This is a genomic window from Myxococcales bacterium (genome assembly GCA_016720545.1).
GTDB lineage: Bacteria > Myxococcota_A > Polyangia > Polyangiales > Polyangiaceae > JAAFHV01.
Map to the genome: position 1 here is coordinate 154,551 of JADKKK010000005.1, position 19,982 is coordinate 174,532.

Annotated in this window: 16 protein-coding genes; 12 read left to right on the top strand and 4 right to left on the bottom strand. The window is 72.3% G+C overall.

The features are described 5' to 3' along the window. Positions 1-7: 7 nt before the first annotated feature. On the bottom strand, positions 8-1,189 hold the full coding sequence (locus tag IPQ09_12405) for an acyl-CoA dehydrogenase family protein (protein MBL0195008.1): 1,182 nt from the start codon (positions 1,187-1,189) through the stop codon (positions 8-10). A 75-nt stretch (positions 1,190-1,264) separates the two neighbouring features. After that, the gene (locus IPQ09_12410; GenBank protein MBL0195009.1) at positions 1,265-2,956 is read right to left on the bottom strand and encodes a serine/threonine protein kinase; all 1,692 of its coding nucleotides are present in this window, start codon (positions 2,954-2,956) and stop codon (positions 1,265-1,267) included. 128 nt (positions 2,957-3,084) lie between these two features. On the opposite strand from IPQ09_12410, the gene IPQ09_12415 reads away from it, so the two are divergent. The 7 genes from IPQ09_12415 to IPQ09_12445 all read left to right on the top strand — a co-directional run bounded on the left by IPQ09_12415 (position 3,085) and on the right by IPQ09_12445 (position 10,696). Beyond that, positions 3,085-4,962, top strand: a complete 1,878-nt coding sequence (locus IPQ09_12415; protein ID MBL0195010.1) for a hypothetical protein — start codon at positions 3,085-3,087, stop codon at positions 4,960-4,962. A 57-nt stretch (positions 4,963-5,019) separates the two neighbouring features. Then, on the top strand, positions 5,020-5,751 hold the full coding sequence (locus IPQ09_12420; protein MBL0195011.1) for a TetR/AcrR family transcriptional regulator: 732 nt from the start codon (positions 5,020-5,022) through the stop codon (positions 5,749-5,751). Positions 5,752-5,936: 185 nt separating this feature from the next. Further along, on the top strand, positions 5,937-7,046 hold the full coding sequence (gene ald, locus IPQ09_12425) for an alanine dehydrogenase (protein MBL0195012.1): 1,110 nt from the start codon (positions 5,937-5,939) through the stop codon (positions 7,044-7,046). Positions 7,047-7,201: 155 nt separating this feature from the next. Beyond that, positions 7,202-7,849, top strand: a complete 648-nt coding sequence (locus IPQ09_12430) for an HAD-IA family hydrolase (protein ID MBL0195013.1) — start codon at positions 7,202-7,204, stop codon at positions 7,847-7,849. After that, complete coding sequence (locus IPQ09_12435) at positions 7,846-8,937, top strand: isocitrate/isopropylmalate dehydrogenase family protein (protein MBL0195014.1); 1,092 nt, start codon at positions 7,846-7,848, stop codon at positions 8,935-8,937. Before IPQ09_12430 ends, IPQ09_12435 begins: the two co-directional genes overlap by 4 nt. A 289-nt stretch (positions 8,938-9,226) precedes the next feature. Further along, entirely contained in the window at positions 9,227-9,745 is a 519-nt protein-coding gene (locus IPQ09_12440; GenBank protein ID MBL0195015.1) for a hypothetical protein, read from the top strand. 141 nt (positions 9,746-9,886) lie between these two features. Then, the gene (locus IPQ09_12445) at positions 9,887-10,696 is read left to right on the top strand and encodes a S1 family peptidase (protein ID MBL0195016.1); all 810 of its coding nucleotides are present in this window, start codon (positions 9,887-9,889) and stop codon (positions 10,694-10,696) included. Between the two features lie 16 nt (positions 10,697-10,712). On the opposite strand, the gene IPQ09_12450 is transcribed toward IPQ09_12445, so the two are convergent. Continuing rightward, on the bottom strand, positions 10,713-11,051 hold the full coding sequence (locus tag IPQ09_12450; GenBank protein MBL0195017.1) for a hypothetical protein: 339 nt from the start codon (positions 11,049-11,051) through the stop codon (positions 10,713-10,715). A gap of 33 nt (positions 11,052-11,084) precedes the next feature. Here IPQ09_12450 and IPQ09_12455 point away from each other — a divergent pair, with 33 nt between their 5' ends. The 5 genes from IPQ09_12455 (at position 11,085) to IPQ09_12475 (ending at position 18,508) form a co-directional block, all read left to right on the top strand. After that, on the top strand, positions 11,085-12,842 hold the full coding sequence (locus tag IPQ09_12455; GenBank protein MBL0195018.1) for a hypothetical protein: 1,758 nt from the start codon (positions 11,085-11,087) through the stop codon (positions 12,840-12,842). Positions 12,843-12,961: 119 nt separating this feature from the next. Beyond that, complete coding sequence (gene pheS, locus IPQ09_12460) at positions 12,962-14,032, top strand: phenylalanine--tRNA ligase subunit alpha (GenBank protein ID MBL0195019.1); 1,071 nt, start codon at positions 12,962-12,964, stop codon at positions 14,030-14,032. A 37-nt stretch (positions 14,033-14,069) separates the two neighbouring features. After that, on the top strand, positions 14,070-16,499 hold the full coding sequence (locus tag IPQ09_12465) for a phenylalanine--tRNA ligase subunit beta (protein ID MBL0195020.1): 2,430 nt from the start codon (positions 14,070-14,072) through the stop codon (positions 16,497-16,499). A gap of 70 nt (positions 16,500-16,569) precedes the next feature. Then, positions 16,570-17,865 carry a serine/threonine protein kinase gene (locus IPQ09_12470; GenBank protein MBL0195021.1) on the top strand — a complete coding sequence of 432 codons (1,296 nt, stop codon included), beginning with the start codon at positions 16,570-16,572 and terminating at the stop codon, positions 17,863-17,865. A gap of 100 nt (positions 17,866-17,965) precedes the next feature. Beyond that, positions 17,966-18,508, top strand: coding sequence for a DUF1232 domain-containing protein (locus IPQ09_12475; GenBank protein MBL0195022.1), 543 nt, complete (start codon positions 17,966-17,968; stop codon positions 18,506-18,508). 44 nt (positions 18,509-18,552) lie between these two features. Here IPQ09_12475 and IPQ09_12480 read toward each other — a convergent pair whose 3' ends face one another. Beyond that, positions 18,553-19,938 (bottom strand): hypothetical protein, encoded by a 1,386-nt coding sequence (locus IPQ09_12480; GenBank protein ID MBL0195023.1) that lies wholly within the window; start codon positions 19,936-19,938, stop codon positions 18,553-18,555. Positions 19,939-19,982 lie beyond the last annotated feature (44 nt).

Below are 19,982 nucleotides of genomic sequence, written 5' to 3' on the forward strand. Positions count from 1 at the left end.
CGCCCGCTCACGCGAACGCGGCGATCCCCGTCACGTGCTGGCCGAGCACCAGCGTGTGGATGTCGTGCGTACCCTCGTAGGTGTAGACCGTCTCGAGGTTACAGAGGTGGCGCATGATCGGGTACTCGAGCGTGATCCCGTTGCCGCCGAGGATGTCCCGGCAGGCGCGCGCGATCTCGAGCGCGGCCCTCACGTTGGTGCGCTTCAGCATGCTCACGTGCTGCGGCGTGAGCTTCTTCTCGGCCTTGAGGCGGCTCGCTTCAAGCACGAGCAGCTGACCGGTCGTGATCTGCGTGAGCATCTCGGCGAACTTCGCCTGCACGAGCTGGTGCGACGCGATGGGCTTGCCCCCGAACTGCACACGGTTCTTTGCGTAGTCGAGCGCCGAGTCGAAGCAGGCCTGCGCGGCGCCGAGCACGCCCCAGGCGATCCCGAAGCGCGCGGCGGTGAGCGTGGAGAGCGGGCCCTTCATGCCGCTGACGTTCGGGAGCAGCGCGCTCTTCGGGACGCGCACGTCTTCCAGGATGAGCTCGCTCGTGACGCTCGCCCGCAGGCTCATCTTGCGGTGGATGAGGCGCGCCTCGAAGCCCTTCGTGTCCGTCGGCACGATGAAGCCGCGCACGTCGGCGCCGGTCCCGTTCGCGCCCCCCACGCCCCCAAGCTTCGCCCACACGATCGCGAGCTGCGCGATGTTGCCGTTCGTGATCCAGCGCTTCGTGCCGTTCAGGACGAAGCTGTCGCCATCGTCGATGGCCGTCGTGACCATGCCGCCCGGGTTCGAGCCCCAATCGGGCTCGGTGAGCCCGAAGCAGCCGATGATGCGGCCTTTCGCCATCTCCGGGAGGTAGCGCGCCTTCTGCTCCTCCGAGCCGAAGGTGTGGATGGGGTACATCGCCAGGCTGCCCTGCACGCTGGCGAAGGAGCGGATCCCGGAGTCGCCGCGCTCGAGCTCTTGCATCGCGAGCCCGTAGCCCACCTCGGAGAGGCCCGCGCAGCCATACCCGTGCAGATTGCACCCAAGTAGGCCGAGCTCGGCGATCTCCGGGATGAGGTCGGTGGGGAAGGTGCCCTTCTCGAAGTGGTCTCCGATGGTGGGGAGCACGCGCGTCGTGACGAAGCGGCCCACGCTGTCGCGGACGGCGCGCTCTTCGTCCGTGAAGTGACGGGAGAGTTCGAAGAAGTCGACCATGGCGGACTCTTTATCACGCCTCTCGGGCGGCGCCGCAGGCGGCGACGTGGGGTCCGCGACGGCGTGTGACGAAGGTCAACGGACGACGCGGACGGTCGGAACGGCCCCGGTGAACTCGGAGCGCAGCGACACCTGCTCTCCGGCCCTCGCCGAGACGCGCATACCCTGCGACTCGCCGGTGGCCTCGAACGTGAAGCGCACGTCGTGAGGGCCGGGCTCGACCGAGAGGCGCACGGGAGTGCGGCCGCGGGGCGTCCCGTCGACCGAGACGCGCGTGCCGAGCTCGCCGAGGAGCACGAGCTCGGCCGCGCGGGCAGGGGTCTCGCGCGCCGCCCCCGAGGGGGGCGGGCGCGTCGCGGCGGAGGCGGCGGGAGAGGGGGCGGGCGCAGGCGCGGGCGTCGGCGCGGAAGGCGGAGCTGAGATCACCGTGGCCGACGGCGAGGCGGCGAAGGGGGCCCTCGGGTCGGAGGACGGGTCGAGCGGGGCGGTGGCCGCCGGTATGGAGAGGTGGGGCGGGAGCGATCGGCTCTCGCGTCGCGCGTAGACCGACCACGCGGCCCCCGCGACCGCGAGCAGCGCGAGCACGCTGGCCGTGCGCGCGAGAGGCGAGCGCCCCGTCGGGACGGGCTCGTGGGCGCGCTGGGGGACCGGGGCCCGCCCGGAGACCGGAGTCGCGCCCTCGGGAGCGACGGGCGGCGCAGGCAGCGCGGGCGGCGCGGGCGGCGGAGGGAGTGGGCTGTCGAGCCGGCGTGTCGCGGGCGCGTTCGAAGGGGTTACCTCGGGCTCGCGTGCCGCGAAGGTGCGGGTGATCGTGGGCGCCTCACCGTCGTCGAGCTTGCGCGTCGAAGGAGGCTCGCTCGACGCGAGCTTCGACGCGCCCTCGTCGCGCGCCTGGCGTACGCGCTCGCCGAGGCGTCGGGCCAGCTCTTCGGTCTCGCGCTCCTTCAGGAAGCTGCGGAGGGCGCGGCCTAGCTCGTCGACCTCCTGCGGTCTCTCTCTGGGGTCGAGCCGCAGGCACCTCGCGACGACGGCGTCGAGCGGCGCGAGCTCCGGGTGCGCGTCGCTCGGGCGCGGGTGCGCGGCGTGCATCGCGGCGGCGCAGGCCTCCTCCGTGGCGCGCCGAAACGGGGCCTCGCCCGACCAGGCCTCCATGAGCAGCGCGGCCAGCGCGAAGACGTCGGTCGCGGGGCCGAGCTCGCCTCCCGCGAGCTGCTCGGGCGGCATGTGCCCGGGCGATCCCAGCACCTCGTGCCCCGCGGCGCGCGCGGGCGCCGCGATCCCGAAGTCGATGAGGCGCACCTGCCCCTCTTCGTCGATCATGACGTTTCGCGGTGTCAAATCGCGGTGAACGACGTTCATCCGGCGGTGCGCGTAGTCGAGCGCGCGGCACAGCTCGGCGCCGACGTGTGCGCCCTCGTCGGCGGACAGACCGACCGCGCGCCCGGCCGTCACCCGGTCGGCCTCGAGCAACTCGGCGACGCTTACGCCGCTGACGAGCTCCATCGCGATGAAGTAGACCCCTTGCTCCACCCCGAGCTCGTAGACCGGGACGATGTTCGGGTGGCTGAGGGCGACCGTGGTCTTCGCCTCCGCCACGAAGCGCGTCACGAACTCCGAGTCGTGCGCCCACTCGTCGCGGATCTGTTTGACCACCAGGCGCTTCTCGAACCCGCCCGCGCCGCGCAGCGTCGCGAGGAGCACGCGCGCCATCCCGCCACGGGCAAGCTCCCGCTCGATGACGTATTTCCCGAAAGATTGCGGATACATGGAGCCAGGGTGGGCGGCCTTCTGTGGCGCCCGACAGCGAGCGTACCGCACCTCGCGGCAGGCCGCCGAGCCGCGCGGCCGTAGGCGGAGTCGCGTGCGGCCCGCGGCAGTCGAGTACGCTGTGCGCGATGGACCGCCGCCCGTCCACCCTGACCACGCTCGCGCTGGGCCTCGGCCTCTCGGGTGCGGCGTGTCGCCCGGAGCCCGTGGTCGATGACCGGCCCGTCCACTTCAACACGCTCGCGGCGTGTCCGGTCGCAGCCGATCGGGCCTACTCGGTGGTCGTGGGGTGGGGCGACTTCGAGCCCGCGTCGCCTCAGATAGGCTCGTTCTTTCTGCGCGCGCCCGGTGCCTCGCTCGGCGCCATCTCCGCCGACGCGCGCGTTCTGGTCGCAGACGTCACGCAGCCGGGCCCTGCGGCGGCCTGGCTCGGCGTAGGCGCGGTGCCGCCGAGCGGCCCGGTCGATTTGCTCTTGCTGCCCCACGGCGCGGCCTGCCCGTTCTCGGCCCCGCTCGAGCGGCGCGTCGAGAGCGCGATGGCCGCGCTCGATCAGGGCCACGTCCTCGTCGCGGGGGGCATGAGCGCCCGCGGCCAGGTGCCGCGGACCTACGTCGGCGATCTGGCGCGGGGTACGCTCACGGCGCTCGCGGTCGGGCTCGGAGCGCGCCGCCTCTCGCCGTCGATCACGCCGTTCGACGCCGGAGCGGGCGTGGGCGCGGGCGTGGGGGGCGCCGCGTTCACGGGCGCGTTCGGCGGTCTCGTCGCGGGCGGCGCTGAGCCCGGCTCGAGGGCACCCCTCGCCAGCGCGGAGGTGTACCTCGCGGGCGGCGATTTTGCCGCGGAGAAGATCGCCCTCAACGACGCCCGCGCCGAGCACGGCGCCGTCCGGCTGGTCTCGGGCGAGACCCTGCTCGTCGGCGGGCGGGGTGCCTCGGGCCTCCTCGCGACGCTCGAGGCGGTCGAGCCGCGCTCGCGCCGCGCCCGCACCGGCGGGCTCGCGGTCCTTTCGGTGCCGCGGGCTCGCCCCACCGTGCTCCGGCTCGCGTCGGGAGAGGTGCTCGTCGCCGGGGGCGAGGACGCGAACGGGGCCCCGGTGGGCGCGCTCGAGTGGCTCGCGCCCGACGCGTCGAGGCTCACCTTGCCGCGCCGCGATCTGCCCGCGTCGCGCGCGGCGGCCTTCGTCGCGCTCGCCGGCGGCGGCGCGCTCGCCGTGCTCGCGGCCCCGCGCGGCGCCTCGTCCGACTGGAGGAGCGTGTGGGTCATCGGCGCCGATGGCTCCGTGGCGCCGCAGCTCCCCGTGCAGGAGCTCGCTGGCGACTCCGCGACGCTGAGCCTGTTCGACGCCGGCGACGGCGCTCCGCTGCTCCACACGGGGCGGCGCTGGCTGCGCTGGCAGCCTTGGTTTGGCGCGTTCCAGCAGCTCGTCGACGCCCCGGAGACCTCCGCAGAGGCGATAGGGCCCCGCGGCGGTCTGCTCGCCGCGCCCGATCCCGGCCTCGCGGTGTGGCTCGAGGATCGCGACGACACGACCTCGCTCCGGGCCTTTCGGCACGGCTCCCGCGGGGCCCACGCGCCGGTGCCGCGCCCGCTCCTGGTGAAGGACGAGGGCCCGCTCGCGCCGGACCGCGCACCCTCACGCGGCGAGCTGCGCTTCGACGTCTCGCGCGGGCTCTTGCTGCGCGAGGGCGCCAGCGTGTTCCTGCCCGACGTGAGCTTCGCCGCGGTCACGATCGAGCTCCGCGTCACCGCGGCGTCGCCGCTCGTCGTGCTCCGCGACGCCGCGGGCGTCGAGCGCGTCGTGGGAGGACCCGACTGCCCCGGCGCGGTCGCGCGCGACGTGCTGCGCGTCTCACGCGCGGGCTCCCGGGTGACGTACGCCGTCGACGACGGCGAGGCGCGCCCCTGTTCGACGAACCTCGAAGAGGGGCGCGTGTCGATCGGCCTCCGGGGCCGACCGGGGTCCACCGAGAGCGGCGCGCGGAACCTGTTCGTGCGGCGCGAGTAGGCCCGCGCCCCTAGAAATCCTCCCGCTCGGCCGCGCCTCGTCTAGAGTTGAGGTGTCATGGCGAACCTGCGGTCCACGGCCCTGCTCGACGGACGCCGCAGCATTCGCGCGCTCGCGGAGCCGCCCGTCGCGGCGCCTCGCCGCGAGCGGAACGCGGCCGAGACCAAGCGGCGCATCCTCGCCGCGGCCGGCGTCGAGTTCGCAGCGAAGGGGTTCGACGGCGCGAGGCTCGGCCACATCGCGCGGCGTGCGGGCATCCAGCAGACCCTGATCCACCACCACTTCGAGGACAAGGCGCGCCTCTTCGACGCGGTCCTCCAACTCGGCCTCGAGGGCATGACCGAGGGCGTGTGGAAGCTCCTCGAGCAGATGGGCCTACGCGGCAAGGCGAAGCGCAAGGCCGTGAGCGCCGCAGACATGCGCGTGCTGTGCGAGGCCTTCATCGAGCTGCTGTTCAGCTTCTACTCGCATAACAGCGTGTTCCTCGCGATGGTCAGCCACGAGTCGCAGGCGAACCTCGCGCAGGCCCACCGCGTGCTGGAGGAGAACGTTCGCCCTCTGTTCGACGCGATCGTCGCTCGCATCGAAGAGATGGGCGAGGACGGCTCCATTCGGCGCGACGTCGACGCGCGCAACCTCGTGCTGTCGTGCGTCGCGATGGCCTCGTTCGCGTTTCAGCAGGCGGGCTTCGTGGGGGCGCTCTGGCCCGCGGACCTCGACTCTTCGGCGTTCATCGCTGCCCGGAAGGCCGCGATCGTCCAGATGGTCCTCGATCACCTCCTCGTTTGACGCGGCGCCACGCGCCGCGTGCCGCAATGCGCCGCGTGCCGACCGTGTGGCGTGCCGCAACGCGCTGCGCGCATTCGGCGTGCGCAAGGCCGCCGCGGGCGACTATGCTGCGCGCCGTTCGAGCGCTCGGCGCCCGCGATCCTCGCGGGTCCCGTCGACCGCCCGACGCAGAACAGGAGCGTCCCGTGATCATCGGAGTCCCCAAAGAGATCAAGACCCGTGAGTACCGCGTCGGAATGACCCCCGCGGGCGTCAAGAGCCTCACCCAGCGCGGTCACACGGTCCTCGTCCAGCAGGGCGCCGGCGTGGGCTCGGGCATCAAGGACGAAGAGTACGTCGCGCAAGGCGGCACCATCGTCGCCACGGCGAAGGACGCGTGGGCCGCCGACATGGTCGTGAAGGTGAAAGAACCGCTCCCCGCCGAGTACGCCTTCTTCCGCGAAAACCTCATTCTTTACACCTACCTGCACCTCGCGCCCGAGCCCGAGCTCACCCGCGAGCTGGCCGCGAAGAAGGTCTCCGCGGTCGCCTACGAGACCATCGAGCTCCCCGACGGCTCGCTGCCGCTGCTCAAGCCGATGAGCGAGGTCGCGGGTCGCATGGCGGTGCAGGTCGGCGCGTCGTGCCTCCAGAAGGAGCACGGCGGCAAGGGCGTGCTCCTCGGTGGCGTGCCGGGCACCCGCCGTGGCCGCGTCGTGATCCTGGGCGGCGGCGTCGTTGGGAAGAACGCGGCGACCATCGCCGTGGGCATGGGCGCGCAGGTCACGGTGCTCGACGTCCGCGCCGAGACGATGGCCCACCTCGAAGACGTCTTCGGCGGCGCCATCGAGACGCTCTATTCGAACCCGACCAACATCGAGCAGGCCGTCGTGCGCGCCGACCTCGTGATCGGCGCCGTCCTCGTCGTCGGTGCGCGCGCCCCGAAGCTCGTCACCAAGGAGCTCATCGAGCGCATGGAGCCGGGCTCGGTCGTGGTCGACGTGGCGGTCGATCAGGGCGGCTGCATCGAGACCTGCCGCCCCACGACGCACGACAACCCGACCTACGAGGTGGGCGGCGTCGTCCACTACTGCGTCGCGAACATGCCGGGCGCGGTCGCGCAGACCAGCACCTGGGCGCTCACGAACACCACCGCCGCGTACACCATCAAGATCGCCGATCTCGGTATCGCCGCGGCCGCCAAGGCCGATCGCGCGCTGCGCCTCGGGCTGAACACGTACAAGGGGCACGTGACCTGCGAGGCCGTCGCCCTGGCCCACAAGCTGCCCTACCGCTCGATCGAGGAGCTGCTCTGAGCCTCTCCGAGCGCCTGCCGCAACACCTCCACCCTCTGCTCCACGGCGTCGAGCTGCTCTGTCTCGACGCCGGGAACACGGTCATCTTCCTCGAGCACGCGCGCCTCGCCGCGCTCGCGGCAGCGGAGGGGCACGCGCTCGCGGTCGACGCCCTCGTGGACTGCGAGGGCGAGGCGAAGCGGCTCGCCGAGACGGGCGGCCTGCTCAATCTCGCGTGGGCCGGCGCGGGCGAGCCCGGCGCGCTCGGCTGGGGGCGCATGGTCGCCACCATCTTCTCGCGCGCCGGGGTACCGGGCGACGCTCTCGTGCCGCTGCTGGAGGCGGCGTGGCGTTCGCATGTAAATTACAATTTGTGGTCGAAGGTGCCGGAGGGGCTCGGCGACGCGCTCGAGGCCTTCCGCGCCACCGGCGGTCGCGTCGCGATCGTGTCGAACTCCGAGGGCATGCTCGCGTCGCTCTTCGCGAAGCTGGGCATCGCGCGACATTTCGATCTCGTCGCCGACAGCGGGCTCCTGGGCGTCGAGAAGCCGGACCCGCGCATCTTCGAGCACGTGCTGCGCGAGCTCGGCGTGTCGGCGGGCGCCGCGCTCCACCTCGGCGACGTGTTCGCGACCGACGTCCTCGGGGCGCGCGCCGCGGGGATTCGCACCGCGCTCATCGACCCGTTTGGGCATTACGCGGGTCGCCACCCGGACGTTGCGCGGGTCGAGGGCGCGGCCGAGGTGGCTCGCGCGCTGGCCGAGCGCCGCATCGCGTCCAGGCACGCGCCCAGGCACCCCCACGGAGAGAGGCAAGAGGCATGACGAAGAAGCTCATCGCGCTGCTCGGCGGAGACGGCATCGGCCCCGAGGTGATCGCGCAGGCGAGGCGCGTGCTCGACGTGTACATCGCGCGGCGCGCCATGCCGCTCGAGCTCTGGGAGCTCGATCTCGGCGCCGATCGCTACCTGCGGGACGGCACCACCTTCCCGAAGGACGTCGCCGCGCGCATCAAGGGCGAGGCCAGCGCCGTGCTCCTCGGCGCGCTGGGCGATCCCCGGGTGCCGAACCTCGAGCACGCGCGCGACATCCTCTTCGGGCTCCGCTTCGGGCTCGACCTCTACGCCAACATTCGCCCCATGAAGGCCCTGGACGATCGGCTCGTGCCGCTGAAGGGGCGGCTCGCGAAGGACGTCGACATCACGGTCTTCCGGGAGAACACCGAGGGCATCTACGTGGGCATGGGGGGCCAGTTCAAGCGCGGCACCCCCGACGAGATCGCCATCAACGAGGACCTGAACACGCGCAAGGGGGTCGAGCGGCTCATCCGCGCGGGGTTCGAGCACGCCCGGAGCCACGGCAAGAAGACCGTGCACCTGGCCGACAAGTCGAACGCGATGAAGCACGCGCACGAGCTCTGGTACCGCTGCTTCTTCGAGGTGGCCGCGGAGTACCCGGAGCTCAGCGCAAAGCACGTGTACGTCGACGCGCTCTGCCTCTACCTCGTGCAGGATCCGTCCCCGTTCGAGGTCATCGTCACCTGCAACCTGTTCGGCGACATCGTCACCGACCTCGGGGCGGCGCTGCAAGGCGGGCTCGGGATGGCGGCGAGCGCGAACGTGCACGCCTCCGACCCGTCGCGCGTGGCGATGTTCGAGCCGGTGCACGGCTCGGCGCCTCCGCTCGCCGGCAAGGATCTGGCGAACCCGCTCGCGAGCGTGCTCACCGTGGGGATGATGCTCACTCACCTCGGCTTCGAGGGCGAAGAGGCCCGGCTCGAGGGCATCGTGAAGCGCGCCATTGCCACGCGCACCTGCACGCGCGACGTGGGCGGCGAGCTCGGCACGCGCGCGGTGGGCGACTTCGTGGTCGCCGAGCTCGAGGCATCGCTGGCAACGGACGCCGACAAGTAGGCCGCTGTCGCACTTTTCTTCAACGAGCCGCCCCGGGAGCACCCAAGCGCGCTTTCGCGGGCGGGTCTGACCCCGGTCGTCCGCCCCGGGAGGAGCTCTCCCCCGACCCCCCAAAAAAATCACCGCGGCCGGGAACTTCCCCGTCGCGCCGCTGTCAGGGAAAAACTGGCGGCGACGGTGGCGTACCGCCGCGTCGAGTGCGACTCTCTTTACAGAGCCGGGCGGGTACGTCGTCGTACCGTGGCGGACGACCTGGCTGAGGCGTGACGGGTGGTCGAGGAGGCGGACGATGGGGCTTCGGTTCTGGAACGGGGTGGTGCTGGCGGCGCTCGGGGTGCTCTGGCTCGCCTCGGGCACGCAGCGCGAGCACCCCGTCATCGGTGTCCACACCGCAGAGGTAGCCTCCGCCGAGGCGGACCTCGCGGTCGCCCCCAACGACCCCGCGAAGGTGCTGCTCCTCGGCCAGCGTTACCTCGACTCCGCTGCCCCCGGCATGGCGGTGAGCCTCATCGAGTCCCAGCCCGCCGCGGTGAAGTCGGACGCCGCCGTCGAGCACCTCTACGCTCGCGCCCTCCTCGATCAGGGGCGCTCGGCCGACGCGCTGGCCGCGGAAGAGCGCGTCCTCTACCGGTGCGACATGGCCCCGTCCGCGTGCACGCCGTTCCTCGTCGCCTCGGCCAACCGACGCGTCGGCATCCTCCGCGAGCTCGCGCGCCTAGGGGTCGACGACGCCCAGGCCCACCCGGAGAAGAGCTCGGTCGCGTACCACAACGCGACTCGCCAGGTGGGCGTGGTCGTCCTGCACTGAGCTGCCTTGCCCGCAATTTTCGCGCTGCTCTCACCTGCCAAGCTGCCCTCACCCAAGGCCTGAGTGGATCACCGAAGCCCCCGAGCCCCGACGTCCTCTCGCCTCGCCCCCGCAGCCCGGGCCGCGCGGGGCTCGCTCCCCATGTCACTGCTGCTCGTCGTCGCCTCCGGTGCGTGCGGCGCCGCGTCGGTTGGCTGCGGCGCGGCGAGCGTGCGCCCGCCCGTGCGACCCGCCGCCCAGAGCACGGTGACCGCGCGCTTCACGCCGCCGTTCGCCCTCGCCAACCCCGAGGACGCCGTCGTCCGCATCGTCCTGCCGAACATGACCTGCACCGGCACCGCGGTAGAGGACGACCTCATCCTCACCGCGCATCATTGCGTCGTTCAGCGCGGACCCAAGGGCGAGTTCTTGCGCGAGAGCGTCGCGCCCGAGTCGATCCGCGTCGAGCTCGGCGGCGACTACTTCGCGTGGGGCGAGGTGAAGGTGAAGGCCGTCGTCGCGCCGCCGTGTGGCGAGAAGGGCGGGGCCGGCGACGTGGCCGTGCTCGTGCTCGAGCGGAAGCTCGTCGGCCTCGGCACCCTCGCGCCTCGGCTCGACTCGCCCCCGAAGATTGGCGAGAACGTCGACCCCGTGGGCTTCGGCCGTTGCGCGACCTCGGGCGACGCGATCCATCGCCGCACCCGCGACGGCGGCTCGATCCGCGCCACCAACGGCGAGACGTTCTTCATGGACGCGAGCGTGTGCCCCGGCGACTCGGGTGGGCCCGTCATGACGCGCGGCAGTCACCAGGTCGTCGGTGTCGTGAGCCTCAGCGCGATGGACGGCGACGAGAACACGAAGGCGCCTTCCATCATGGCACGCGTCGACGCCTTCCGAAACGTGTTCGCGTACGCCCACCAGCTCGCCGCGGGGGCGACCAAGAGCGAGCTGCCGCCGCTCTCCTGCGAGTAGCCTGCGAGTCGCCCGCTCAGTTCAGTGACTTGTCGGGCTTGCCGAAGATCTCCTCCCAGCCCTCGCGGTAGCTCTGCGACGCGACGCGCGCCGGGCCCTTCCCTCGTGCGGGCGCGCGGGGCTGCGCGGCGGGAATCTTGACCTCGACGTCGCACACGTTCGGCGCGTCGGGTCGGGGAGAGAGCTTCACGACCTCCGTCGTCGACCCGAGGGGCACGCCGTCCTTCAGCGGTCGCATCTCGCCGGCCTCCACCCGATCTTCGCGCGCCCGGAGCACGTGCACGCCGCCGCCGTCGGCGGTGGGCGGGCCGAGCAGCACCACGTCTGTGGGAGGCTTTTCGGGGCTGTCTGCCATGGCTCCAGTATATGGTCTCGCGCCATGGATTCCATGGCGCGTCGTCGTATGTCTCGGTCTGCGGTCCTCTGCACGTCGTTCGCCCTCGCGCTCGGCGCTTGCGCTCCCGCCGAGGTGGCGCCGCCCCCGAAGCTCGCGGCGCCCGAGGTGACGCCGCCGCCTCCCGTGTCTGCGCCGCCGCCCGCGCCGCCGCCCACGCCCGACCCGTTCGCCGTGAAGGGCCCGTTCCGCGGCGCCCCGATCGCTGCGGCGCCGGCCACCGACGTCTCGAGCGTCGTCGCCGACGAAGAGCGCGGACACGGTCGCTGGCGTGGCGTCATCCCCGCGGCGCCGGCGAGCTGTCGGCCCTACCTCGCGAAGGCAGCCCCGAAGACCAACATCGTGTGCGACAAGCTCGCGCCGTCCGCCGTTGGCGCGAAAGACGGCGCCGCCTCGCTCCTCGTCGACGCGCTCTCGCAGGACGACCCGCTGAAGCGTGACGCCGCGCTGCGAGAGGCCGGGGCATGCAAGGGCGTGAGCCCCGCGGAGATCGCCGCGCTCCGCGCGCTGCTCGCCCCTCCCGAGTGCGGCGACGCCATCGTCGCGCCGCTGCTCGCGCGCCCCGCGGAGGTCGCCACCCTCGACCGCGGGCTCGCGCACACGCTCGCGGGGCTCTGGATCGCCGGCAAGCTCGCGCGCGCGGTGGGGGCGCTCCCGCCCGTTCGGCCGCCCTTCTCGAAGGAGTCGCTCCTGAAGTTCACGCGGGGCCCGCTGCGCGACTGGTTCACCGCCCAGGGTGCGGCCATCGAGGATCTCGCGAAGATCGGCGTGAAGCTCGAGGGTCACGGGCGCGCGCTCGTCGCGGTGGAGGCGGGCATCGCCGACATGCGCTTCGTCGACCGCGTCCGCGAGGTGCCGATGCCGCCGGAGTGGAAGAAAGATCCTGAAATTTCAGGTGTTTACCAGCAGTCCCTGGACCAGGCGATGGAGCCTCGCAAGCAGCGGGGCAGGGACGCCGCGCTCGTGGGGCTCGCGGACGCCGCCGCGCTCGGAATTGTGCAGGATGCACGTATTGGTCGAGCCCGCGACGTGCTCTCGAAGCTCTTCGGAGGCTCGCGCGTCGACGCGCTCGACGGCCTCATGTTGCCGCCGGCGCCCACCGCGACGCCGGCGCCGTCGAGCCCTTCGGCCTGGGCGGAGCCGCTCGTCGCGAAGCTCCCGCTCCCGTTCGGTGAGCGCATCCTCGCCGGCGTGGTCTCGCAGGACGACTCGTGGCTCCTGGCCTCGTGCCAGCCGGGCCTCCGCGCGTCGACCCGCCGGCTCATGGCGACGCCGAAGGCCGGGCTCTCGCCGGTCGTCCTCGAGCGCGTCGTCCGAGGGCGCGTGGAGCTCGGTCGCGCGTATTTCCGCGGCGTCGAGCTCGACCAGGTGCTCGAGCTCGCGAGCCGCGAGCCGGCGCGCTTCGAGTCGCCCGAGATGCGACTCTACCTGGCCCTCGCGCTCGCGCTCCGCTTCGGGCCCGACGACGCGGCGGCGATGATGCACGCCCCGAGCCCCGCCGCGCTCGAGCTCCGCCACACCGAGGCGCTCGACCAGCTCGCCGCGGGGACGGGGCCCTACGCCGGCGAGGCCGCGTTCGACGCCGCGTGGCTGCGGCAGCTCTCACCGCCCGAGGGCGTGACGGCCGCCTGGTTCACCGACGTGAGCGCGCGCTTCCGCGATGCCAAGAGCAAGCTCCGCGCTCCCGAGGCGAAGGCCCGCGCGGCCGAGCGCGCCGACGTCGCGGAGGCGATCGCCAAGACCCTGCGGTGAGCGCGTCGAGAGGGGCGAGCGCCGAGCCGCCGCGTGATGCAGGCGCGCCGCGGAGGGTGGCAGGGGCCCGGCGAGAGCCCGTGTCAATCGACGGTGGGTTGCGCTAGAAGCGGCACACCATGAGCGAAGACAAGGAGCAGGCGGCCCGCGAGGCGATCGAGCGCGGGCTCGAGGGATTCCGCGCGAGCTTCGGCGAGGCGTTCTCCTCCGCGTCCACGGAGCAGGCCCTGCGCGACGAGAACGCCAAGATCCTCGGGAAGAGCGGCGCGCTGACCGTCATCCTGAAGCAAATGGGGGCGCTCTCTCCCGACGCCCGCCGCGCGGTCGGCGCGCGCGTCAACGCCGTGAAGTCCGAGGTGGAGGCGGCGTTCTCCGCGAGGCTCGCCGAGATCGCGGCGGAGCGACGGAGGGAGGCGCTCGACGCCCGCCCGTTCGACCTCACGCTGCCGGGGCGTCCGCCGTCGAGCGGCGGGCACAAGCACCCCATCTCGCAGGTGCGGGAGGACGTGATCGACATCTTCAGGGGCCTTGGGTTCGCCGTGTTCGACGGCCCCGACGTGGAGCACGAGTCGAACAACTTCACGAAGCTCGGGTTCCCGCCGGACCACCCCGCCACGGACATGCAGGACAGCTTCTGGACGACGTCGAAGCATGTGTTGCGCACGCATACGAGCAACGTCCAGATCCGCGCGATGACCACGCTCGAGCCCCCCATGGCCATCATCGCGCCGGGCAGCGTGTATCGGCGCGACGACGACGCGACCCACAGCCCCATGTTCCACCAGCTGGAGGCGTTCCTCATCGATCGCGACGTGAGCCTCGCGAACCTGAAGGGCATCCTCGCCGAGTTCGCCGCGCGCATGTACGGCCCCGGCACGCCCGTTCGCCTCCGCCCGAGCTACTTCCCGTTCGTCGAGCCGGGCGCCGAGGTCGACATCGGCTGCGTCTTCTGCAAGGCGAGCGACGGTACGCGCGCGGGCTGCGCCGTGTGCAAGCACACCGGCTGGATCGAGATCTTGGGGTGCGGGATGATCCACCCCACCGTGTTCGAGCACTGCGGGATCGATCCCGAGGAGTGGACCGGCTTTGCGCTCGGCATGGGGCTCGATCGGGTCGCGATGCTCCGCTACGGCATCCCGAACATCAAGCTCCTGTTCGACAACGATCCGCGCTTCCTCGCGCAGTTCTAGGCCCGCTGCGGCGGCGGTTCTCCACCGAAGGTTTGACATGAAGGCGTCTCTGAACTGGCTGCGCGAGCTCCTCCCCGCGCTAAACGACCTGTCCCCCACCCAGGTGGCCGAGCGGCTCACGTCCGCGGGGCTCGAGGTCGAAGGGGTCCACGCTTACGGCGAGGGTTCCCTCGGCTGCGTCGTCGCGCGCGTGGTCTCGATGCGGCCCCACCCCACCAAGAGCGGCCTCCGCCTCGTGACCGTGGACGCCGGCGGCGCGCCGCAGGAGCTCGTGTGCGGCGCTCCGAACGTCCCCGATCCGGGCGGCCTCGTGGTGCTCGCCAAGCTGGGGGCCCACCTGCCCGCCAAGAACATGACCATCGCTCGCCGCGAGATCGCCGGCGTCGTGAGCGAGGGCATGCTGTGCAGCGAGTCCGAGCTCGGTCTCTCCGAGGAGGGCGGCGGGATCCTCGTGCTCCCCACCGACGCGGGCGAGCCCGGGGAGGCGTTCGCCGCCGCCATCCCCGCCGTGAACGACGTGGTCTTCGAGATCGGCCTCACGCCGAACCGCCCCGATGGGCTCGGCCACGTGGGGCTCGCGCGCGAGCTCGGCGCAGTCCTCGGCGTGCCCTTTCGAGCCCCTCTGCCCCCGCGCTTCGGCGACGAGGCGAGCCCGTTCGACGTGGTCGTCCACGTTCACGACCCGGAGCGCTGCCCCGAGTACGCTGCGGCCACCGTCCACGGCGTGCGCGTTGGCCCGTCGCCCCTCGCATGGCGCTACCGCCTCCTCGCCTTGGGAGTGCGCCCGATCTCGAACGTGGTCGACGTGACCAACCTCGTGCTGCTCGAGCACGGACAGCCCATGCACGCGTTCGATCTGGCGAAGGTGCGCGGCGCCCAGGTCCACGTGCGCGCGGCCCGGGAGGGGGAGCCCTTCACCACGCTCGACGGCGTCGCGCGGCAGCTCACCGCCGACGACCTCGTCGTCTGCGACGGCGAGGGGCCGGTCGCGCTCGCGGGGGTGATGGGCGGCGCGAACAGCGAGATCTCGCCCGAGACCCGCGCGGTGCTGCTCGAGTGCGCGTATTTCGACCCTCGAGGCGTTCGCCGCGCGTCGCGGCGCCACGGCCTGCACACCGAGTCGAGCCACAGGTTCGAGCGCGGCACCGATCCCGCGATCCTAGCCTCCGCCCTGGGGCGGTGCGTCGAGCTGCTGGGCGAGGTGGGCTACGCCTCGGCGACGCTCCCTCGTTACGTGCATGGTGCATCGGTCGTGCTCGAGCCCCGGCGCGTGCCGAGGCCCCGCGTGCGGCTCCGCGCGGCGTTCATGAGGCGCGTACTGGGCCTCGACCTGCCCTTCATGGCGGCCCGGGTGCTCCTCGAGCGACTTGGCTGCGACGTGGAGCCCGAGGCCGGCGCCGACGAGGCGCTCGTCGCCACCGTGCCGACCCACCGCCCCGACCTCACCCGTGAGATCGACCTCGTCGAGGAGGTCGTCCGCGTGCACGGGATCGACCGCGTCGCGTCCGACCTGCCGGCCGTGCGCGGCACGCGCGAGCACGGCCCGCGCGAGGCGACCGAGCGTCGCGTGCGCGCGCTCGCCGCGGGCGCCGGCCTCTCCGAGACGATCACCTTCCGCTTCACGTCGCCCCGGGCCCTCGCCGCGGCGTGCGCCCCCGTCGCGGCGGTGGAGCTCGCGAACCCGATCAACGACCACCAGACCGTCATGCGGACGAGCCTGCTGCCTGGGCTGCTCGAGGCGGTCGCGTCCGCGCGACGCCACGGGGTGCGGTCCGCGTCGCTCTTCGCGTTAGGTCCGATCTTTCTTCCAGCGACGCCCGGCGACCTGCCGGAGGAGCGACCGACCTTCACGGCGGTGCTCTCGGGCGAGCGCAGCGGCTGGCTCACCAAGCCCGCGCCCGTCGACGTGTGGGACGCGAAGGGCGTCGCCGTCGCGCTCGTGCAGGGGCTCACGGGGCGCACGCCGGAGGCGAGCGCGTACCCGGCGGAGGAGCGGCCGCGGCATCTCCACCCGCGCGCGGCCGGACGGCTCACGCTCGGTGGCGCGCCGGTCGGGCGCTTCGGGCTCCTCCACCCAGACGTCGTCGAGGACTTCGACGCCGGGGAGCTCGTGGCGGTCGTCGAGCTCTTCTTGCCCGAGCTCGAGGCGCTGCCGCGCGTGCCCGCGTACCGCGCGATCCCGCGGTTCCCGTCGTCGTCGCGCGACCTCGCGCTCGTGGTGCACGACGACGTCGCCGCGGGCGCCGTGCTGGCGGCGATCCGCGCCGCGGCGGGCCCGCTCGCGGAGGACGTCGAGGTGTTCGATCGCTTCGTCGGCCCTGGAATCCCCGCCGACCACGCGAGCCTCGCGTTCCGCGTCGTCTACCGCGCCGAGGGTCGCACTCTGACCGACGCCGAGGTCGACAAGTGCCACGCCCAGGTCGTGGCGCTGGCCGGCGAGCGCTTCGGCGCGACGCTCCGCGCCTAAGTCGACCCGTCGCACGGTGGAGCCGTGCGTTTCCCCTCCACGGCGGGACGCGGGCGAGTAGCATCGCGCTGTGACTGCTGCGGCCTTTCCTGGGGACGGCGAGCTCGTCGGCGCCATTCTCTCCGATAAATATCGGCTTGTCCGCTTCATCGGCGCGGGCGGGATGGGCGTCGTTTACGAGGCCGTTCCGGTCGCGGGCGGCCCGTCCGTCGCCATCAAGATGCTGCGCGCGGAGTACCTCGACGACATCGACGTGCTGACGCGGTTCGCTGACGAGGGCCACATGTGCCAGCGCCTGCGCCACCCGAACGTGGTGCAGGTCTTCGAGGTGGGGCACGCCGAGGACACCACGCCCTACCTCGTGATGGAGCTGCTCCAGGGCATCCCGCTCGCGTCGTACACCAACAACGGCGGCCGAGTGCCGCTGCTGCAGGCGGCGACGGTCATGCAGGGCATCCTGCAGGGCCTCGGCATGGCGCACGCGCAAGGCATCGTGCACCGCGACCTGAAGCCCGAGAACGTCGTCCTCGCGCGCGACGCGAGCGGGAAGTTTACGCCAAAAATCCTCGATTTTGGCATCGCAAAGGTGATGGAGCAGGCGGGCGGGATGGGGCAGCGCACGCGCACCGGAGTGTTACTCGGCACCCCCGCCTACATGAGCCCCGAGCAGATCAAGAGCGCCAAGGACTGCGACGCGCGGTCCGACCTCTGGAGCGCCGGCGTGATGTTCTACGAGATGCTCACCGGACGCTCGGCGTTCCCCGCGCCCACGGCCTACGCGCGCCTCGGCGCGGTCTTGAACACCGTGCCTCCTCCGGTCGAGTCGATCGACCCGCAGCTCCAGCGGATCGCCGGCTTCGTCGCGCGTGCGATGGACAAGGACCGCAACCAGCGCTTCCAGTCTGCGCACGAGATGGGGCGCGCGCTCGCCCAGGCGATGGGCGACGAGGCGGGCGGCCGCGACGACGCGCTGAGCCGACTCCCGGAGATGCCCATGATGGCCTCCGTCGCGCACCCGAACCTCCCGCACCACGGCTTTGGCCTGGTCGGCGTGCACGGTCAAGCACACGGCCATGGCGAGCGGACCGTGGCGGATCGCTTCACGCCCCCGTCCGGGCGGGTCAGCGTTGGTCCTTCGGGCACTCTGGCGAGCGGAGCCTCCCCACGGGTCACCGAGCCGCCGCCCGAAGCGCGCGTCGAGGTGGCGCTCCCCGCCCGGGTGCCGGGCAAGACCCTCCCCTCGACCGACGACGCGCCTCTCACCGGCCCACGGCCGAGCGCAGGTGTGCCCGCCTGGGCCGTCGCCCTGGTGGCGGCGGCGTGCCTCGCCGTCGGGCTGTTCGTCGGCTTTCTGCTCCACCGCTGACCGCCCAACTCGCGGCTCGTCATGGCTGGTCTTTCACTCCGCTGGTGTGTAGGCTCAAGTCCTCGCCCGGCTCTTCGGGCCTGCCGACCACGGGTTTGACATGAGCGAAGACACCGCCGCGCTTGCGAAGTACCTCGAAATCTTCCCGTCGTGGCTCAAGTCCCTCGGCGAGGACGCCGCCCAGCTCGGCGAGCTCGCGAAGAGCGACGTGACCGAGGGTGCCCGTCGCCACGCGATCGCCGGACTGAACTACATCTTCAAGTCGCTCGACCTCATCCCCGATGGCATCGACGACCTCGGCTTCTGCGACGACGCCTTCGTTCTGCGCGTCGCGGCGAACCTCGCGTGCACGGAGCACCCTGAGGCGCGCATGGGCGTGCTCGGGCGCCTCAGCGACGAGGCCGCGCTCGTCCGTGAGTTCCTCGTGGACGACTACGCGCGCCTCGAGGCCTACGTGAAGAACCTGCGGAAGGGCGCGGCGCGCGGCCGCACCGTGGAAGACATCATGACCGACGAGACCGCGCGAGCCGCGTTTCTCCATGAAGTGTCGGCGTGGGCACGCGACTACCAGGTGCCAACGTTCTCACGCGACGTGAAGACCCTCATCAAGCTCCGCGCCTTCCTCAGCGCGAAGCTCTCGTAAGCCTCCTTCACGCCGCGCGCTCACCGGCGGCGGCGCGACCGGGCTCACTCGAGGGGCTTATAGCCGAGCTTGATGCGCGCACGGGCGAGTCGCTTCAAGCGCTCCGTGGCGGCGTCTTGGAACGCCTCGCGGAAGGCCGTGTTCGCACGCATCTGCTCGCTCGTGCGGCGTGTTCGCTCGCGCGCGAGGCGAAACGTGCTCGACTCGGGGCCACGCCAGCGCAGCGCGGTCTGGCAGGCGATCTCGCCGCGGTTCAGGTCCACGACGAACGCGGCGCCCTCGTAGTCCCCCGGCGCGAGCTCGAGCCCCGTGCCCCGCTCCGTGACCTCGGGCGCCGAGCGGGTCTTGTGGCGGTACACGACGAGCAGCCCCTCGCCCTCGAGCTCGGCGGCGAGGCGCGCCTTGGTCGTGGCCGTTGACCCGCGCGCCACGAAGGTCACCAGGTCGGGATCCGAGAGGAACGCGAACGCGGCCTCGGGCTTCCCATCGAGGACCGCGTAGTCGATCGCGCGGACCGTGGCGCGGGTCGTCGGCGGGAGCGTTTCACCGCAGGCGGTCTCGAGCGTGAGAGACGCTTGGGCGACGGCGTCACGCGCGCTCGCGAGGCGCTCCTCGACGCCGCGTTTGGTCAGCGTCGCGATGCGCGAGGCGAACTCTTGGCGCGCCCGCTTTTCGTCGGCCGGGGTGTCGGCCTTCGGGGCGTCACGCCCGCACTCGCCCGACCCGGCCAGATCGAGGACGTACCAGCGCGCGCCCCGCGCGAAACACGCGCGGTAGGTGGTGGTCTTGCTCGATTCCATCACCGTGACGCCCGCGAGGCGCGCCACGTCGCTGGTCGCCACGAGCGGCCCCTTGCACGACAGCTCGGCGCTCGTGGTCATCGTCGGGGTCTCGTGGCTCAGAAGGTGAGCCTCGGCGAGATCACACGCGGTCTTCGCGTCGAGCACTGGGCGTGTTCGACCCGCCAGCGCGCGCGCCTCGGCGGCCGCGCGCCGGTCCTCTTTCGCGCTCTGATCGAGCTGAAACGCCACGCAGGTCGTGACGCTCAGTCCGGTCCCGAGCACCGAGAGCACGAGCGCGAAGATCGCGGAGGTCGCCCGTGGGATGCCGTGCTTCTTCGCGACCGACAAGCTGCGCCACGCGAAGAAGGCACCCACCCAGGTCGAAGGCGCGCAGCACAGCGCCATGCCGAAGCCGCTCCACAGCAGCGCGTTCCTCGCGCTCCGACGCACGTCGTCCGCCGCGATCGCTTGCGCCATCGAGGCCTGCGCGAGCGACGCTGCGCGCGCGTGGGCCTCGCGTGCGCGGGCCTCGTGCTCGACGCGCGCCGCCTCTGCGCGGCCCACCTCGGTGACCGCGCCGCAGTACGCACAGCGCGTCGCGACAGGCTCGAGGGGGGCGCTGCAGGTAGGGCAGTTCGTGGGGTTCATCGCGAGACCTTCGGGGCCGCGGCCCGTGGTGAAGCACACCGCCG

What these genes read in the sequence shown, in the direction of transcription:
- IPQ09_12435 (MBL0195014.1), top strand. Translation starts at nt 7,846, where the DNA reads ATGACGAAGAAGCTCATCGCGCTGCTCGGCGGAGACGGCATCGGCCCC.
- IPQ09_12415 (MBL0195010.1), top strand. Translation starts at nt 3,085, where the DNA reads ATGGACCGCCGCCCGTCCACCCTGACCACGCTCGCGCTGGGCCTCGGC.
- IPQ09_12410 (MBL0195009.1), bottom strand. Translation starts at nt 2,956, where the DNA reads ATGTATCCGCAATCTTTCGGGAAATACGTCATCGAGCGGGAGCTTGCC.
- IPQ09_12450 (MBL0195017.1), bottom strand. Translation starts at nt 11,051, where the DNA reads ATGGCAGACAGCCCCGAAAAGCCTCCCACAGACGTGGTGCTGCTCGGC.
- IPQ09_12455 (MBL0195018.1), top strand. Translation starts at nt 11,085, where the DNA reads ATGGCGCGTCGTCGTATGTCTCGGTCTGCGGTCCTCTGCACGTCGTTC.
- pheS (MBL0195019.1), top strand. Translation starts at nt 12,962, where the DNA reads ATGAGCGAAGACAAGGAGCAGGCGGCCCGCGAGGCGATCGAGCGCGGG.
- IPQ09_12465 (MBL0195020.1), top strand. Translation starts at nt 14,070, where the DNA reads ATGAAGGCGTCTCTGAACTGGCTGCGCGAGCTCCTCCCCGCGCTAAAC.
- IPQ09_12475 (MBL0195022.1), top strand. Translation starts at nt 17,966, where the DNA reads ATGAGCGAAGACACCGCCGCGCTTGCGAAGTACCTCGAAATCTTCCCG.
- IPQ09_12480 (MBL0195023.1), bottom strand. Translation starts at nt 19,938, where the DNA reads ATGAACCCCACGAACTGCCCTACCTGCAGCGCCCCCCTCGAGCCTGTC.
- IPQ09_12420 (MBL0195011.1), top strand. Translation starts at nt 5,020, where the DNA reads ATGGCGAACCTGCGGTCCACGGCCCTGCTCGACGGACGCCGCAGCATT.
- IPQ09_12445 (MBL0195016.1), top strand. Translation starts at nt 9,887, where the DNA reads ATGTCACTGCTGCTCGTCGTCGCCTCCGGTGCGTGCGGCGCCGCGTCG.
- IPQ09_12440 (MBL0195015.1), top strand. Translation starts at nt 9,227, where the DNA reads ATGGGGCTTCGGTTCTGGAACGGGGTGGTGCTGGCGGCGCTCGGGGTG.
- IPQ09_12405 (MBL0195008.1), bottom strand. Translation starts at nt 1,189, where the DNA reads ATGGTCGACTTCTTCGAACTCTCCCGTCACTTCACGGACGAAGAGCGC.